General features: G+C 71.5%; 12 protein-coding genes and 1 pseudogene. 7 read left to right on the top strand and 6 right to left on the bottom strand.

The genetic code is table 11. The annotated features are described in order from the left end of the window. The first annotated feature begins 54 nt into the window (after positions 1–54). A complete protein-coding gene (locus G6R24_RS00820) occupies positions 55–1,536 on the top strand; it encodes an aldehyde dehydrogenase family protein (RefSeq protein ID WP_163547237.1) in 1,482 nt (493 codons plus the stop codon). A gap of 150 nt (positions 1,537–1,686) precedes the next feature. On the opposite strand, the gene G6R24_RS00825 is transcribed toward G6R24_RS00820, so the two are convergent. Continuing rightward, entirely contained in the window at positions 1,687–2,886 is a 1,200-nt protein-coding gene (locus tag G6R24_RS00825; RefSeq protein ID WP_225437938.1) for an amidohydrolase family protein, read from the bottom strand. Between the two features lie 100 nt (positions 2,887–2,986). Here G6R24_RS00825 and G6R24_RS00830 point away from each other — a divergent pair, with 100 nt between their 5' ends. Both G6R24_RS00830 and G6R24_RS00835 read left to right on the top strand, forming a co-directional pair. Further along, positions 2,987–4,195, top strand: coding sequence for an acyl-CoA dehydrogenase family protein (locus tag G6R24_RS00830; protein WP_163547239.1), 1,209 nt, complete (start codon positions 2,987–2,989; stop codon positions 4,193–4,195). After that, positions 4,185–5,393, top strand: a complete 1,209-nt coding sequence (locus G6R24_RS00835) for an acyl-CoA dehydrogenase family protein (RefSeq protein ID WP_163547240.1) — start codon at positions 4,185–4,187, stop codon at positions 5,391–5,393. Before G6R24_RS00830 ends, G6R24_RS00835 begins: the two co-directional genes overlap by 11 nt. A gap of 37 nt (positions 5,394–5,430) precedes the next feature. Here the strand turns inward: G6R24_RS00835 and G6R24_RS00840 are convergent, their stop codons facing one another. Then, positions 5,431–6,531 carry a TIGR03857 family LLM class F420-dependent oxidoreductase gene (locus G6R24_RS00840; RefSeq protein ID WP_163547241.1) on the bottom strand — a complete coding sequence of 367 codons (1,101 nt, stop codon included), beginning with the start codon at positions 6,529–6,531 and terminating at the stop codon, positions 5,431–5,433. Positions 6,532–6,580: 49 nt separating this feature from the next. Further along, positions 6,581–8,149 (bottom strand): annotated as a pseudogene (locus G6R24_RS00845) (acyl-CoA synthetase); the annotation flags it as partial. Between the two features lie 306 nt (positions 8,150–8,455). On the opposite strand from G6R24_RS00845, the gene G6R24_RS00850 reads away from it, so the two are divergent. From G6R24_RS00850 to G6R24_RS00860, 3 genes are read left to right on the top strand one after another with little or no spacing between them, the layout of a single operon-like run. Beyond that, positions 8,456–9,364: an amidohydrolase family protein gene (locus G6R24_RS00850; protein ID WP_163547242.1), complete on the top strand. Its 909-nt coding sequence runs from the start codon at positions 8,456–8,458 to the stop codon at positions 9,362–9,364. Between the two features lie 10 nt (positions 9,365–9,374). Continuing rightward, positions 9,375–10,505 carry an acyl-CoA dehydrogenase family protein gene (locus G6R24_RS00855; RefSeq protein WP_163547243.1) on the top strand — a complete coding sequence of 377 codons (1,131 nt, stop codon included), beginning with the start codon at positions 9,375–9,377 and terminating at the stop codon, positions 10,503–10,505. Positions 10,506–10,548: 43 nt separating this feature from the next. Further along, the gene (locus G6R24_RS00860; protein ID WP_163547244.1) at positions 10,549–11,757 is read left to right on the top strand and encodes an acyl-CoA dehydrogenase family protein; all 1,209 of its coding nucleotides are present in this window, start codon (positions 10,549–10,551) and stop codon (positions 11,755–11,757) included. 108 nt (positions 11,758–11,865) lie between these two features. Here the strand turns inward: G6R24_RS00860 and G6R24_RS00865 are convergent, their stop codons facing one another. From G6R24_RS00865 to G6R24_RS00875, 3 genes are all read right to left on the bottom strand, one after another. Further along, positions 11,866–12,750, bottom strand: coding sequence for a TIGR03620 family F420-dependent LLM class oxidoreductase (locus G6R24_RS00865; RefSeq protein WP_163547245.1), 885 nt, complete (start codon positions 12,748–12,750; stop codon positions 11,866–11,868). Between the two features lie 240 nt (positions 12,751–12,990). Further along, positions 12,991–14,427 carry an AMP-binding protein gene (locus G6R24_RS00870; RefSeq protein ID WP_263864005.1) on the bottom strand — a complete coding sequence of 479 codons (1,437 nt, stop codon included), beginning with the start codon at positions 14,425–14,427 and terminating at the stop codon, positions 12,991–12,993. 321 nt (positions 14,428–14,748) lie between these two features. Then, entirely contained in the window at positions 14,749–15,759 is a 1,011-nt protein-coding gene (locus G6R24_RS00875; protein WP_163547246.1) for an LLM class F420-dependent oxidoreductase, read from the bottom strand. A 358-nt stretch (positions 15,760–16,117) separates the two neighbouring features. On the opposite strand from G6R24_RS00875, the gene G6R24_RS00880 reads away from it, so the two are divergent. Beyond that, positions 16,118–16,885, top strand: a complete 768-nt coding sequence (locus G6R24_RS00880) for an SDR family NAD(P)-dependent oxidoreductase (protein WP_163547247.1) — start codon at positions 16,118–16,120, stop codon at positions 16,883–16,885. The last annotated feature ends 130 nt before the right edge of the window (positions 16,886–17,015 follow it).

The raw sequence follows: 17,015 nt of genomic DNA on the forward strand, positions 1-17,015 counted from the left end.
GCACCAACCACGCGTGCGCACGTCACGCCGCGTGATCACTTCAAAGGAGATCCAATGCCGCTGACTGCCGACTCGTGGCATGAGGAACGACTGCTGATCGACGGCGAGCTCGTCAAGGCCGAGAACGGCGCGGTCTACGAGAACATCAACCCCGCCAACGAGTCGGTCATCGGCTCGGCCGCCGACGCCTCACGCGCCGACACCGAGCGGGCGATCGCCGCCGCCCGCCGCGCGTTCGACGAGTCCGACTGGGCGCACGACCTAGACCTGCGGGTCCGCGGTCTGCGCCAGCTGCACCAGGCGCTGCTCGACCACCGCGACCAGCTCGCCGACATCACCGTCGCCGAGGTGGGCGCGCCGCGGATGCTGCTGGGCGGGCCCCAGCTCGACGGCCCGATCGACTTCGTCTCCTACTACGCCGACCTCGCCGAGAAGTACTCCTGGACCGAGCAGCTCGGCGTCGCCCAGACGCTGGCGGGCCCGGCGAACCGCTGGGTGGAACGTGAGCCGGTCGGGGTCGTCGCCGCGATCACCCCGTGGAACTACCCGAACCAGATCAACATCGCCAAGGTGGCTCCGGCGCTGGCCGCCGGAGCCACGGTCGTGCTCAAGCCCGCCCCCGACACCCCGTGGACGGGCCTGGCCCTGGGCCGGCTCATCGCCGAGCACACCGACATCCCGGCAGGCGTCTTCAACGTCATCACCGCCGCCGACAAGACCATCGGCGAGGTGCTCACCACCAGCCGGGACGTCGACATGGTCAGCTTCACCGGCTCGACCGCGGTCGGCCGGCGGATCATGGAGGCCGGCGCGGCCACCATCAAGCGGGTCTTCCTGGAGCTCGGCGGCAAGTCGGCGCAGATCGTCCTCGACGACGTGGAGGACATCGCCGCCGCGTCGGCGCTGGCCGTGTTCGGGATCTGCACCCACGGCGGACAGGGCTGCGCCACCGCCACCCGGCTGCTGCTGCCCCGGTCCCGCTACGAGGAGGGCGTCGAGGCCGCCGCGGCCCTGATCGGCGCCATCTCCTACGGCGACCCGGAGGACCCGTCGAACATGACCGGTCCGATCGTCAACCGGGCGCAGCTGACCCGCATCGACGGCCTGGTCCGCCGGGGCATCGAGGAAGGGGCCCGGGTCGTCACCGGTGGCGGCATCGCCACCCAGTTCGACCGGGGTTTCTACTTCCAGCCGACGCTGCTCGCCGACGTCGAGAACTCGATGAACATCGCCCAGGAGGAGATCTTCGGGCCGGTTCTCGTCGCGATCCCCTACGACACCGACGACGACGCGATCCGGATCGCCAACGACTCGATCTTCGGCCTGTCCGGCGGGGTCTCGGGCGCCGACCGGGAGCGGGCACTGCGGATCGCCCGGCGGATCCGCACCGGCACGATGTCGGTCAACGGCGGCATGTGGTACGGCGCCGACGTTCCCTTCGGCGGCTACAAGCAGTCCGGGATCGGCCGTGAGATGGGCGTCGCCGGCTTCGAGGAGTACCTCGAGCAGAAGGCACTGGCCGAACCGTCCTCCTGAGCGGTCGCGGCGGTGGGGTGAACGGCCTGCCCCACCGCCTCCTCCGCTCGCGTACGACGTGTTCGCGTACGACGAACGGGGCCGGCGATCGCCGGCCCCGTTCTGACGTTCGGTGCTGGCCGCCGAGGAACCGGCGACGGCCAGGCAGGATCAGTCGATCGAGATGTTCAGGACCTCAAGGGCGTTGGTGCGGGCAACGCGCAGGATGTCGCTCTCGGACAGGCCGGACAGCGACTCGGTGAGGAAGTCGGCCGGCTCCCGGGTGCCCTCGGCGTGCGGCCAGTCGGAGCCGAGCAGCAGCCGGTCGACCCGCACCCCGTGGGAGACGAGGTGGTCGATGTCGTCCTCCCAGAACGGCGTGATCCACACGTGCTTGCCGAAGGTGTCGCTCGGCTTCTCCTTGAAGTAGCCCGGGTTGCGGTTGGCCGCGTCGTCGAGACGGTGCAGCAGCTCCGGGGCCCAGGACGCGCCGTTCTCGACACTGGCGAAACGCAGCGTCGGGAACCGCTCGAAGACCCGGTGGCAGACCGCGGCGGCGTAGAAGTCACTGACCGCGCGGCTCTTGGTCACGATGCCGCGCAGCGGCGAACGGAACAGTGACGTCTCCTCGCCGCCGGGCTCCCACATCTTCACCAGGACGTCGTAACCGTCGAGCCCGGCGTGGGTGGCCACCGGGATGCCCGCCTCGGCCGCGAGACCCCAGAACGCGTCGTACACCGGGTCGAACGGCGAGCGGTGGCCGCCCGGCGTCGGCACCGGGGCGTTACGCATGTTGACGGCCACCGCGCCGGCGTCCAGCACCCGGCGCAGTTCCCTCGCGGCGAACTCCGGGTCGAGCATGGGGATGTAGGGGACCGCGAACAGCCGGTTCTCGTACCGGAAGCCCCAGTCCTCGTCGAGCCACAGGTTGAACGCCCGGAACACCGAGTTGCTGGCCTCCGGGTCGGCACGGATGGCGTCCTCGACGCCGACCCCGAGGGTGGGGAACAGCAGGGTCGCGGCGAGGCCCTGCTCGTCCATCACCGCGAGACGCGCCTTGCGGTCGCGGTACTCGGGCCGCACCGGCTCGAGCTCCCCGAAGGCATCTTTGATCAACTGCTGGTGCGGGTTGCCCCGGTACCAGTCGAACAGGGCGCCGGGCTTGGCGACCGGATCGAACACCGGGTTCGCGATGTAGGAGTTGACCGTTCCGCCCACGAGGAGGCGCCGCCGGCCGTCCACCTCGGCCCACCGCACCCCGCGGTAGCGCAGCGAGCGGTCGGCGTGCCTGGTGAACGCGTCCTCCGACTCGTAGTAGTGGTTGTCGAAGTCGAAGATCCAAGGCTTCGACGCCTGGTCCGTCTCCGTCACCTGGTCCGTCACGATCCGCCTCATTCCCGATCACTGCCCACACGGCTTGACGCCGAACTCGGCGGCGCCGGAGTATTGATCCTGACATCGGTGTCAATCGATGTCAGGAAATACGCAGTCATCCCGACCGCCCGCCACAGGAGTTGACGCCGACCTGTCCAACACTTCTACTACTGAGATACAACAACTTACCCATTCGGTGCGAGCGGTACTCGGAGAGACGGCCAGACCAGCGGGCGCCCCGGTGGTCGATCCGTCGTGGCGCGACGGATGGCCGGAGCTGGCCGACATCGGCCTACCTGGCCTGTGTGTTCCCGAGGATCGCGGCGGAGTGGGACTACGGGTCGACGCCGCCGCGGCCTGCGCCACCGAGTGCGGCGCCGCCCTGCATGGCGGCCCGCTGGCCGGCCTGACAGCCAGCGCCCATGTACTTGCCCGCAGCAACGGCGACCCGGTGGTGGACGACCTGCTCGAGGGCATCCTTGTCGGTGAGCGCATCTGCGCCTTCGGCCGCCTCGCCCCTGCCGGTCAGCCCAGCCCCACCGGTCCGCACAGCACGGACAACGGTGTACGCGGTGCGGTCGGCGGCGAAGACGTCCGGCTCGCCCGTCGGGTCGACGGTGCCCCGCAGGCCGACGCCTTCCTGCTGCTCGACCCGACGCGCCAGTGCGCCGTCCTGCTCACCGAGCCGGACACCTGGCAGCTCACCACGGGCCCCGACGGCTTCGACGTCTCCCGAGGATGCGCCGACGTCGCCGTACGGGCCGACGCGCTGGCAACCGGGCACCGGCTCACCGACCTGGGCCAGGCCGTCGACCTGTATGAACTGCTGCTCGCCGCCGATGCCCTGGGCAGCGTACGGCGCATGCTCGAACGCACCGTCGCCTATGCCGCGACGCGGCACACGTTCGGCCGGCCGATCGGCGCCACCCAGGCCGTCCAGCACCGCCTGGCCGACCACGCGGTGCGCGCCCGCGGCATGAACCTGGTCGTCGCCGAGGCCGTCCGACGGCTCGGGACGGACGCATCGCACGACACGGACGCCGCCGGCGGGACTCCGGGAACCAGCGGGACCTCGGCAGCCGGTGAGCGCAGCCGGTGGGTGGCGCTGGCCGGGGCGTCGGTCAGCTCCGGCGCGCCGCACCTGCTGCACGACCTCGTGCAGCTCACCGGGGGCATCGGCTTCACCTGGGAGTACGGGCTGCACCTGCACGAGCGACGGGTTCACCAGGACGCCCGGCTGGCCGCGAACCCACGAGCGGCGCTGCGCTCGCTCGTCCACGGTGCGGGATGGGCCGATGCCCGCTGACGTCGACACCGGCCGACAGGCCGAGGCCCGCGACGAGATCGACGCCTATCGCCGCGAGGTCCGCGCGTTCATCGCCGAGCACGGTGTGCGCATGCCGGCCGAGGGTGTGCGCGTCCCCCGCGATGCCGACCACGAGAAGCGGATCCGGGCCTGGCTCGCCGCGCTGTACGCGGCCGGCCATCTCGGTGCCGGCTGGCCGGTGCGATGGGGCGGGCGGGCCGGGCATCTGCCCGTCCACGACCTGGTGCTGATGGAGGAGCTGATCCGCGGGGACGCCTACCGCCCCATCGACCAGGTGATGCTCGCCGCCCACTCGCTGCTCGAGTTCGGCAGCGAGGCACAGCGGCGCGAGCTGCTGCCGAAGATCCGCAGTGCCGAGCACGTCTGGTGCCAGCTGTTCAGCGAACCGGAGGCCGGTAGCGACCTCGCCGCCCTGCGCACGCGGGCCCGGCCCGCGCCCGACGGCAACGGCTGGCTCGTCTCGGGGCAGAAGATCTGGAGCACCGACGCGCAGTGGGCCGACATGGGCACCCTGCTGGCCCGCACCGACCCCGACGTCGCCCGGCACGCCGGCATCACCGCGTTCGTCATCCCGATGACCCTGGCCGGTCTGGACATCCGCCCCATCCGGGAGATGACCGGGCATGCCGAGTTCTGCGAGGTGTTCCTCGACGAGGTGCGGGTCGGCCCCGAACACGTTCTCGGCGAGGTGGGTGGGGGCTGGCAGGTCGTCACCTCGGGGCTGGCGTCCGAGCGGGCGTTCGTCGGCGCCAACTCGGTACAGCTCGAGCGCATGTTCACCGACCTGGTCGCGCTCGCCCGCGCGGCCCGGTTCGCCGACGGCACCGCGGCGATCACCCACGAGGACATCCAGGCGAAGCTCGCCGGGGCGCTGGTCCGCGTCGAGGAGGTCCGCCTGATCGTCCGCGACGCCGTCGACCGCATCCTCGTCGACGAGGAGCATCCCAGTGACGGCCCGGTCGGCAAGCTGGCCTACACCGAGCTGAACGTCGCGCTGACCGAACTCGCGATGGAGATCATCGACTCGGCCGTCGTCGTCGACGACATCGCCGCCGATGTCGTCGCCCGTTGGCACCACAACTTCCTGTGGGGCCGGGCCCTGACCATCTCCGGCGGCGCCTCGGAGATCATCCGGGGCCTGATCGGCCGCCAGCTTCTCGGTCTCCCCCGCGCCTGACTCCGCCGCGAGGCCCGGCAGCGGACCGGACCGCCGTTCATGACGGCGCCGCCCAGCCCGGGTTCGCCGGCAGGTCACGCACGGTGCTCGGACGGATGTGGCGATAGGCGTCCACCACGGGAACGAGTTCGGTGGGGGTGGCGCCGTGCAGGATCACGCCGGTCACACCCAGGTCGAACTGGTCGACGACGGCCTGCGCGCACTGGCTCGGCGAGCCGGTGGCACTGGTCGCGAGCCACTGCGCCGGGATGAGGGTGGCGATGTGCTCGAGCTGGGCGGTGGTGGCCTTGCCGTCGATCGCCCCCTGGAACCCCTTGACCAGCGGATCCTCGCGGAAACGGGTGAGCACCGCCGGGTCCCAGTCGTTGACCCGGACCATCAGGTCGCCGTAGCCACGCAGGTAGGAGGCGAGCCGCCCGACGGTCTTGCGCAGCCGCAGATCCTCGGGGATCTCGTCGGAGACGGTGGCCAGCACCGACCATACCCGCACACTCGCCGGGTCGCGCCCGGCCGCCTGTGCGCCCCGGGCGATCGCGGCCAGCGCCCGGCTGACCGCCTCCTCCGAGTAGTAGGTGTGCAGCACCACGGCGTCCATGCAGCGCCCGGCGAGCTCGAGTGACTTCTCCCCGAGCGCGACGAGCAGCAGCGGGATGTTCTCGTCGAAGTCGCGGTCCTGGGCCAGGTACGGGTAGCGGCCGGCGGGGCCGTCGTGGCGCAGCACCGTCTCGCCATGCCAGAGCCGGCGGAGCAGCCCGGCGATGTCCTCCAGCTGGGCGGAGGTGATCGGGTCGAGGCCGAGCCCGCGGAACATCGCGTCGAAGCCCCGGCCGAGGCCGAGCGCGAACCGCCCACCGGTGAGCCGGTGCATGGTGGTGGCCACCGTGGCGGTCACGATCGGGTGGCGGGTGTTGTGGTTCGTCGCCGCGGTCGCGATGCCGATGGACTCACTCACCGCACCCGCCGCGCCGGAGAGGGTGGCCGCCTCCTTGGTGTTGAACCGCTCGGAGACGAACGCGGCGCCGAGGCCGATCCGTTCGGCCACGCGTACCTCGTCGACCAGGTCGCGCGGGCTGTCGCTGTGCCCGGCCAGGGTGTAGAAGCCCAGCTCGTTGAGCTGGTGCCTCGCAGATGTGGTCACTGGGTGTCTCCTGCTGTGCCCTGCGGCGCCGCGGGCGCCGCAGGCGGTCGAGGTACTCCTGTCGGAGCGGGACCTTGTAGAGCTTGCCGGTGGGCAGCCGGGGCAGCTGGTCACGGAAGTCGACCACCCGCGGCACCTTCGGTCCGGACAACTGGCGCCGCACATGCGCCCGCAGCTGTTCGGCCAGCTCCGCGGACGGCCGGGCCTGGTCCGCCACCTGGACGACGGCCTGCACGAACTCGCCCATCTCCGGGTCGGGCAGGCCGAACACCGCCACGTCCGCCACGTCCGGATGGGTGATCAGGGCACCCTCGATCTCGGCCGGGTAGATGTTCACCCCACCCGAGATGATCGTGAACGCGGCGCGGTCGGTCAGGTACAGGTAGCCGTCCTCGTCCAGGTAGCCCAGGTCACCGAGGGACAGCCAGGTGTCGTGGTCGGGATGGCGGGCGTCGCGGGTCTGATCCGGATCGTTGTGGTACTCGAACACGGAGGTGTCGCGCTCGAAGTAGATCGAGCCGGTGCGTCCCGCGGGCAGCAACGCGCCGTCCGGGCCGCAGACCCGGATCGTGCCGACGACGGCCCGACCGACCGAGCCGGGGTGGGCCAGCCACTCGTCCGAGTCGATGCGGGTCATGCCGATGCCCTCGGTACCCGAGTAGTACTCGGTGACGATCGGCCCGAACCAGTCGATGATGTCCCGTTTCACCGCGACCGGGCATGGGGCGCCCGCGTGGATGATCCGCCGCAGGGACGACAGGTCGTAGGCGCCGCGGACCTCCGCCGGTAGCTTCAGCAGCCGGACGAGCATGGTCGGCACGGCCTGCAGGTGGGTGACCCGCTCGCGCTCGATCAGCTCGAGCACCTCCCGGGCGTCGAACTTCTCCATGACGACGACGGTGGCACCGATCTCGTGCGCACCACGAACCCAGCCGAGCGGGGCCGCGTGATAAAGCGGGGCCGGGCACAGGTAGACGGAGTTCTCGTCCATGGCGCCGACGGTGCGGCACAGGGTGGCGCCCGGCGAGTCACCGGGCGCGTCGATCTCGGCGTCGGCCAGCGGCCTTTTGATCCCCTTCGGCCGCCCGGTCGTCCCCGACGAGTAGAGCAGGATGTCCCCGCGCGGCTGGTGGGCCAACGGCTGCGCCGGACAGGCCGCGATCGCCGGTTCGTACGACTCGAACCCCGCGGGCCATCCGTTGCCAGGGGTGTCGGGATGCGCCGGGTCGGTCGGCCCCGCGAGGACCAGGCGGGTCGCGCAGCCGGGCGAGTCCGCGACCGCCTCGGCCGCGACCTCGACCAGCGACGACGTCGTGACGAGTGCACGGGCGTCCGAATCCGTCAGGATGTGGGCGACCTCCGGCGCGGTGCCATAGCGAGTGATCGCCGTCAGGTACAGGCCGGAGCGCATCGCGGCCCACAGCACCTCGAGGAACCGGGGATGGTTCTCCGCGAGCAGGGCGAGGGCGTCGCCCCGGCGCAGACCGCGCTCCCGCAGCAGCCGGGCCAGTTGCCGGGAGCGCAGCTCCAGGTCCTGGTACGTGACGACCGTTCGGGAACGGGCCATCACGATCGCTGGCTTGTCGGGCGTGAGCTCGGCGATACTCCCGGGATACATGCTGCCTCCAGGCGTCGTTTCCGCGGCGTGGCACGCAGGCATCAACCGGTCGCGCAGGGCAGTGGCCGACGATGCCGGTTCCGCTCCCCCTCCCCGAACACAGCTGGCCCGGCCCGCGGGCGACACTCTGTGCCACCGGAACCACGTGCCACCGGAGCCATGTGCGGCCGGTGCGGCGAGCAGTCCGCAGGGTGCGAGGACGGCCGTCAGGTTAGCGCATGTCAATGTTGATGTCGACATCAAGGTTAAATCCAGGCTACTGTGGCCGCACGGCCGGACCAGCAGCGACGTACGAAGGGCAGCTAGGTGGCTTCCACGTTCTCACCCCCCGCCGCGGGCGGGCGGCCCTGGCCCGCGGATCTAGGCATCATCGACACCCTGGTGGGGATTCCGCAGGATCCGGATTCGTTGTACCGGTCGATCCGGGCGGCGGCCCGCGACCGGGAGTCCCGCGAAGAGTTCGTGATGCCGGCGTCCTACATGTTTCATGACGTTCCGGATGCGCACGGCCAGGATGTCGACCCCATCGCGTTCCTGCTCGACGAGATGGACCGGCACGGCGTCGAGGTCGGGCTGATCAGCCTGACCGCGAACCCCGAGGTCGCCGAGCGGGCGTTGGCCAAGCATCCCGACCGGTTCGTCGGTTCGATCACCTGCGACCCGAACCGGGGAATGGAAGGCATCCGAGCCCTGGTCCGGGCGCACGAGCAGTTCGGCGTCCGCGGGGTGAACATCGCCCCGCACCAGTGGGTTCCGCAGGTCGCCATCGACGCGCCGCTGATGTACCCGATCTACGCCAAGTGCGTGGAGCTCGGCATCCCGGTGTTCGTCACCGTGGGAATCGCCGGCCCCCGGGTACCGTCGAGGGTGCAGCACGTCGAGCTCGTCGACCAGGTGATGTACGACTTCCCCGAGCTCGTCTTCGTGATGCGCCACGGCGCGGAACCCTGGACCGAACTCGCGGTCAAGTTGATGATCAAATGGCCGAACCTCTATTATTCGACCAGTGCCTTCGCCCCGAAGCACTACCCGAAGGAAATTCTGGACTACGCCAACTCCCGCGGCGCCGACAAGATTCTCTACGCCGGCTACTTCCCCATGGGCCTTTCCCTCGACCGCATCATCCGCGAACTCGCGGATCTGCCGCTCAAGGAAAGCGTCTGGCCGAAGTTCCTGCGCGGGAACGCCGCCCGCATCCTCGGTATCTCCGGATGAGGAAGGTCTCGTGAACTTCGCTTTCACCGATGAGCAGAACGAGCTGCGCCGTATGGTGCACGACTTCCTCGACGAGACCTCACCGGAGACCGAGGTCCGGCGGCTGGCCGAAACCTCCCTGGGTTACGACCCCGACATCTGGCTGCGGTTCGCCGGCGAGCTCGGCCTTGCCGGCCTGGCGATCCCGGAGGAGTACGGCGGCGCGGGCTACGGGTTCGTCGAGCTCGGCATCGTGCTGGAGGAGGCCGGGCGCACGCTGTTCGGCGCCCCGCTGCTGTCCAGCGTGGTCCTGGCCGCCTCGACCCTGCTCGCGCTCGGCGACAAGTCGGCGAACGCCGACTACCTGCCCGCCATCGCGGCCGGCACGACCACCGCCACGCTCGCTTTCGCCCCGCCGTCGGCACGCCTCGTCGACACGGACGCCGTGCGGGTCGACGCAACCCGCGACGCGCGCGGCTGGACGCTGACCGGCACCACCTCGTACGTCCTGGACGGTCACACCGCCGACCTGCTGCTCGTCGTCGCCCGCACCGGGGCGGGGCTGTCGGTGTTCGCCGTGGACGGGGCCGCACCCGGGGTGGCGCGCACCCCGCAGCAGACCGTCGACCAGACCCGCCGGCAGGCCACCATCGTCCTTGACGCGGCGGCGGCCCGGCTGGTCGGCGACGAGGGCGAGGCCTGCGCGGCGCTGGCCGGGGTGTTCGATCTGGCGACCGTCGCCCTCGGCGCCGAGCAGGTCGGCGGGGCGGCCCGCGTGCTCGAGCAGGCGGTCGAGTACGCGAAGATCCGCGTGCAGTTCGGCCGGCCCATCGGCTCGTTCCAGTCCATCAAGCACAAGCTGGCGGACCTGCACCTCACCGTCGAGTCCGCCCGCTCGGCCGCCTACCACGCGCTGTGGGTCGCCGCCGAGAGTCCGGACGAGCTGCCCGAGGCGGCGAGTCTCGTCGGTGGCTGCTGCGGCGACGCGTTCGTCACCACCGCCCGGGAGAACATCCAGGTGCACGGTGGGATCGGCTTCACCTGGGAGCATCCGGCGCACCTGTACTTCAAGCGGGCACACAGCTCGCGGCTGCTGTTCGGCACGCCCGCGCAGCACCGCCAGCGCCTCGCCCGCCTGGTCCTGGCCGCGTCGACCGACTGACCATTATCTGACCGCCAGTACGGCGGGTGGAGGCAGAGACCTGATGTCGATCTCGTCCGCCGCGGGCTCCGAAGCGGGCTCCGAGGACTTCGAGGACCGCGCCACGTTCACCGCGCGTGTGCGGGCCTGGTTCGAGGCCAACGCGCCCCGGCGCGGTTCGGCCGAGGACTTCTCCGCCGTCCACGTCGTGTCCGGCCAGACCGTCGAGGAGTTCAACGAGCGCGAGGAACACGCCGTCGAGGTCACCCGGAACTGGCAGCGCAAGCTGTACGAGGCCGGGCTCGCCTCGCCCTCCTGGCCGACCGAGTGTGGCGGGCAGGGCGCGCCCGAGTGGGCGGACGAGGTCGTCCTGGCCGAACAGTCCCGCTGGGGCGTGTCGACGAAGATGTTCGCCGTCGGCCTGGAGATGGCCCCGGCCGTGCTGTTCGGGCACGGCAGCGCCGAGCAGCGCGCCCACTACCTGCCGCCGATCGTGCGCGGCGAGCAGACCTGGTGCCAGCTGCTGTCCGAACCCGGCGCCGGTTCCGACCTCGCGAACGTCCAGACCAGGGCCACCCCGGTCGAGGGCGGTTGGTCGGTCAGCGGCCAGAAGGTGTGGACCTCGCACGCCGGCGGCGCCGAGTACGCGCTGCTCATCGCGCGCACCGGCACCCGCGAGGAGGGCCGCAAGGGGCTGTCCTGCTTCGCGCTGCGGATGACGCAGCCCGGCATCGACATCCGCCCCCTGCGGCAGATGTCCGGTGGATACCACTTCAACGAGGTCTTCATCGACGGCGCGTTCATCCCCGAGATCGGCCTGATCGGTGGCCTCGGCGACGGCTGGCTGGTGCTGCGCACCATGCTCGCCAGTGAGCGCGCCGCGATCGGCGGCGGCACCGGTGCCCGTTCGTCCACCCAGCTCATCGGTCTGGTGCGCCGGCTCGGCCTGCAGGACGACGAGGGCGTCCGCGAGATCGTCGCCGCCGCCGTCATCCGGGAGCGCACCCTGGACTTCACCCGTTTCCGGATCGCCGCCGGTCATCGCGTCGCGGCGGCGGGCTCGGTCACGAAGCTGCTCTACTCCGAGCACGCCCGGCTCAGTTCCGAGGCGGCGATGACCGTCCTGGGTCTGGCCGGCACCGTGGCCGACGACCCCGAGTCCGCACCCTGGATCGAACGGCTGCTGTTCGCCCCCGGTCTGCGCCTCGGCGGCGGCACCGACGAGATCCAGCGCAACACGATCGCCGAACGCGGCCTCGGCCTGCCCCGCTGACTGACCGGCTGACAGACCTGCCCGGCCAACGCTGACCGCCACGGCGTTCACCGGACGGGGGTGCCGCGGCCACGCCGCCGCGCGACGATCGCCGCGCGGCGGCCCAGGTCAGCCGCGGGTGAGGCTGGTCAGCTCACCGGCGACCAGGCGGCCGCGGATGACGTCGGCGTGCGGCGGCGGGATGAACTGCAGGACGACCTGGTCGGCGCCGGCCTTGAGGTGCGCGCTGACCCGCTCGCCGAGCAGGTCCGGGTCGTCCGCGACGACGAGGGCGTCCACGAGCGGGTCGCTGACCGCGGTGAAGTCCTCCTCGGTGAAGCCGTAGCGCGCCAGGTTGGCGGTGTAGTTGGGCAGGCTCAGGCAGAAGCGCAGGTACTGGCGGACCGCGTCCTGGTCGACCGCGCCGTCCGCGTCGGTCAGCGCCACCATCTGGGCGGGGGCGAGAAAACGGCCCGGTCCCAGTGCCGCGCGGATCGCGGCGGTGTGCGGGACCGGGGCGAAGTAGGTGTGCGCGCCGTCGGCGGCCGTACCGGCGAGCGTCATCATCTTCGGCCCGAGGGCCCCGAGCACCGTCGGTGGGCGCCGACGCTGCCCGGCCGCGGCGCCCATCGCGGCGAGATACGCCCGCATGGTGGCCAGCGGGGGGCCGAACGTGTGGCCGCGGGCCTCGACCATGCTGCGGTGGCTCACCCCGAGGCCGAGGATGAACCGGCCGGGGAACGCCTCCTCGAGGGTGCTCGACACGGCCACCATCGCCTCGGGATCCCGGGCGTAGATCGTGGCGACGCCCAAGGCGACCGTGAGGTGCGTGGTCGCCGACAGGTACAGCGCGGCGCGGACGAACGGGTCGACGCCGCTGTGCTCGGGCAGCCACAGGCTCGCCACCCCGGCGGCCTCGACCTCCCGCACCGCCTCGACGGCCTGCGCCGCCGGCAGCCGGTCCAGGAACCCGCCCCACAGTCCGACCGGACCGGGCAGCGCCGCGGGACTCATCTGATCTCCTCCGTCGTTGGGGTGTCGCCGTCGTCGGGGTGGCGCCGTCGTCAGGGCCGGACCGCGGCCCAGGTCTCCTGGTTCGCCGGCACCGACTCCATGATCGGCCGCCACCGCCGCGGAATCCGGTCGATGACCTTCATATCGAGCTCGGGTTTCAGTGTGCGGGCAACCACCTGCCGGAAGCCAGCAGAAGCCCGCGGACGCCCACGAAGGCCGGGGCCCGAACCCGGCAGGCGGTCAGCCGAACAGGGCATCGAGGCGGGCCCGCTCGGCGGGTTCGAGCGTACGCAGCGCCGCGCCCCGCTCCGGGCGCCACACCACCCCGTCGACCTGCCAGGCCTCCCGCCGCAGCCGCATCTTGTCGATCTTCATGCTGGCGAGTTTGGGGAGCTCCGCCGTGACCCGGACGAACGACGGCAGCCACTTGGGCCCCAGGTCGGGCTGCTCGGCGAGGAACGCGTCGAACGCGGCGGCGTCGAAGCGGGCGTCGGCGCGCAGTTCGAGGGCGACCATGACCCGGTCGCCCACCGGATCGTCGGGCACGGCGTAGACGGCGACCGAGCGCACGTCCGCGAACCGTCCGATGATCGCCTCCACCGGGGCGGCGGCGAAGTTCTCCCCGTCGACCCGCAGCCACTCGTTGGACCGGCCGGCGAAGTACAGCCAGCCGTCGTCGTCGCGGTAGGCGAGGTCCCCCGACCAGTAGGCGCCCGCGCGGAACCGGGCCGAGGTGGCCTCGGAGTTGTTGTAGTAGCCCTCGAAGCCCTCCGTCGGCGCGGTCTCGACGATCTCGCCGACGGCGACGTCCAGGTTGGTGGGCCGCCCGTCCGGACCGAAGGTGACCCGCGGGCACTCCTGGCCGGTGGTCGCGTCGAGCACCCGGACGGTCGGGTCGGGCTTGCCGAGCGCGCCGTCGGGCATGGACGCGTCCCGGCGGATGATGATGATGCCCTCGGTGGAGCCGTAGCTGTCGCGCACGGTGGCGTCGAAGCGGCGGGCGAACTCGCGGATGTCGCGCAGCGACGCCTCGTTACCGACCGCGACCCGCAGCGGGCTGTCCGCGTCGTCGGGTCGCTCGGGGGTGGCGAGGATGTAGTTGAGTACCTTGCCGGTGTAGGTCATCACCGTGGCGCCGGTGCGGCGCAGGTCCGGCAGGGTGTTCGAGGCGGAGAACCTCGGCCGCGTCGCGATCGGGACGGCGGCGTTCAGTGCCGAGGACCAGCCGGTGAACAGCGAGCTGGAATGGAAGAACGGCAACGGCGAGTACACCAGGTCCCGACCACGCCGCAGCTCAGTGACCTTCGCGACGTGCCCGCCGGTGCGGGCGAAGCGGCCGTTGGTGCAGCGCACCGCCTTGGGCAGGCCGGTCGAACCGGACGTGAAGATCAGCAGGAACAGGTCCTCGGGACCGACCTCGACGGCCGGCAGCGTGGCCGGAGCCGCCTCGAGCAGCGCGGCGTACTCCGGGGTGTCGACGACGAGGACGCGCTCGGCCGGCACCGCCGTGTCCACCCCCTCGAGCAGCGGCGCGTAACCGGCGGAGGTCACCAGCAGCTGGCAGTCGGTGTGCCGGACGAGCTGGCCGAGCTGCTCGCCCCGGTAGGTCGCGTTGATGCCCACCACGGTCGCCCCCGACAGCGCGGCCGCGCCCAGCCAGAACACGTAGTCGGCCACGTTCTCCAGCAGGACACCGATGTGCGGGGGCGCCGCGGATCGCGCACCGACGCGAAGTGGTTCGCCCGGCGGGCGGCCTGCGCGACCAGCTCGCGGTAGCTCCACCGGTCATCGCCGATGATCAGGCCGGGGCTATCGTCCGCGGCCCGCGCCCGCAGCAGCTGTGCGGCTGTCGTCCCTGTTTGCGCACCCTGTGCCAAGGCCGTACTCCCACTTTCCACATCGACTTCGGATCCGGTCCCACCGTCACGTTGCCTCACCACCAGCCGGCGGCGCCACCAGATACCGGCGTCTCGACCGTCCGGCCGACCACTGGCGGTCTCACCAGATGCCGGCGATGGCCTCCAGCATGGTGTGGTCGGTCGGCTCGACGATCACGGTGCTCAGCGGGCCGTCCCGCCAGGCGGCGAGCTGGTCGGCGATCCGCGCCGGCGGACCCACCAGGGCCAGGTCGTCGACCAGGTCGTCGGGGACGGCCGCGCACGCCCCGGCCCGGTCGCCGCCAAGGAACAGGTCCTGGATCCGGTTCGCCTCCTCGACATACCCGTAGCGGGCGACGAGATTGGCATAGAAGTTCTTCGTCTTCGACCCCATGCCGCCGATGTGCAACGCGATCCGCGGGCGGACCTCGTCGCGGCAGGCCTCGACGTCGTCACCGACGCAGGCGAGCACCGTCGGCGCGATCTGGAAGCCCGCGGGGGCGGCGGCGAGCGCCTCACCCCAGGCGTTCTTCCAGTGCCGCGGGCTCCACAGGTACGGCAGCAGACCATCGGCCTCGGCGACCGTCATCGCGACGTTCTTCGGCCCGAGCGCGGCGATGAGAATCGGCGTCTGCGGCGCACCCGGCAGCTGCGAACGCAGCGCCCGCCCCTGGCCGGTGGACCCGGGGCCGGTGTAGGGCACCTGGTAGACGGATCCCTCGAAGGCGACCTTGGCGGTGCCGGCGAGGGCCTGACGCAGGATGGCCAGGTACTCGCGGGTCATCTGCACCGGCGGGCGGTACGGCACGCCATGCCAGCCCTCCACCACCTGCGGCCCGGACGCGCCAAGGCCGAGGATGAGCCGGCCCCCGGACAGCTGCTGCAGGGTGAGGGCCGTCATCGCGGTGGCGGCCGGGGTCCGGGCCGGCATCTGCGCGATCGCGGTGCCCAGTCGCAGCCGGGTGGTGATGCCGGCGATGAAGGCGAGCGGTGTGAAGGCGTCGGCACCCCATGCCTCGCCGGTCCACACCGAGTCATAGCCGGCCTGTTCGGCCCGGCGTGCCACCTCGGCGAGCGAGGCGCCCTTACCGCGGATTCCAGCCAGGCTCAGGCCAAGCGTTACCTCTGTCACGTATTCGACGCTAGCCCGACGCAAAACTCGATGTCAATGTCAACGTCTGGCACCGGAGCATGCCTGCCCACCTCCGCCGCCCACGAGCGCTGCCCACGAGGACCTGCCGCACCGCGGCCGGCTCGGCGGTGGGCGGGCGCCGTGGCGGCCGGGCGGACGCCGCGTCCGTTGTCCCGTCAGGACCGGACCCGTTATGGTCACGCTGTCCATGATGGCCTGGGTTCGCGGCCGGGATTGGACGTCCGCGGTCGCCCCTACCGGCGGCTGCCCACAGCAGGCAGGGCATAGGTCCCGATTTCGGGACACGCACGGACGCGGGTTCCCGGCTGGGAACGGCGTCCCTGGGCAGGAGGACACTGTGGATCTGACAGGACGTTCGGCGATCGTCACCGGAGGTGCCGGCGGTCTCGGCGCCGCGACCGTGCGGCATCTCGTCGGCCTCGGCGTGAAGACCGTGGTCTTCGACCTGCACGACGGCGGTACCAAGGAGGTCGCCGACAGCATCGGGCCGGACGCCCTCGCGGTCAGCGGTGACATCAACGACGACGACGTGGTGCGGTCCGCGATCAGCGCGGCCCAGTCGCTGGGCACCTTCTCGATCGTCGTGAACGTCGCCGGCGGCGGCATCGCCGCCCGCACCCTCAACCGCGACGGAACCCCGCACGACAAGGACTCGTTCGTCCGCGTCCTGCAGCTCAACGCGGTCGGCACGTTCAACGTCACCCGGCTGTCCGCCGCGGCGATAGCCCACAACACCCCGACCGAGGACGGCGAGCGGGGCGTGATCGTCAACACCGCCTCCATCGCCGGCCTGGAGGGCCAGGTCGGTCAGCTGGCCTACGCCGCGGCCAAGGCCGCCATCCTCGGCATGTCGCTGCCGTTGGCCCGTGACCTCGCCCCGTCCGGCATCCGGGTGAACGCGATCGCGCCCGGCACCATGGGCACCCCGATCATGCTCTCCGCGCCCGAGGGGTTGAAGGAGAAGCTGACCTCGAACATCCAGTTCCCCAAGCGGATGGGCCGGCCGGAGGAGTTCGCCCTTCTGGTCGAGTCGATCGTGCGCAACCCCTACCTCAACGGCGAGAACATCCGTCTCGACGGCGCGCTGCGCTTCCCCCCGAAGTAGGACCTCCCCCGGCCCGGGGCCTTCCTCGCTGCCGCCGGTCTCCCCGTGCAGACATGGAGACCGGCGCGGACGGCCCGGCGACAGCTGGACCTGCGGCGTTACGGGAACGCCCGGGGTCGGCCGCGGGTCG

It is taken from the genome of Candidatus Frankia nodulisporulans, from assembly GCF_902806475.1.
In the GTDB taxonomy this organism is placed as follows: domain Bacteria; phylum Actinomycetota; class Actinomycetes; order Frankiales; family Frankiaceae; genus Frankia; species Frankia umida.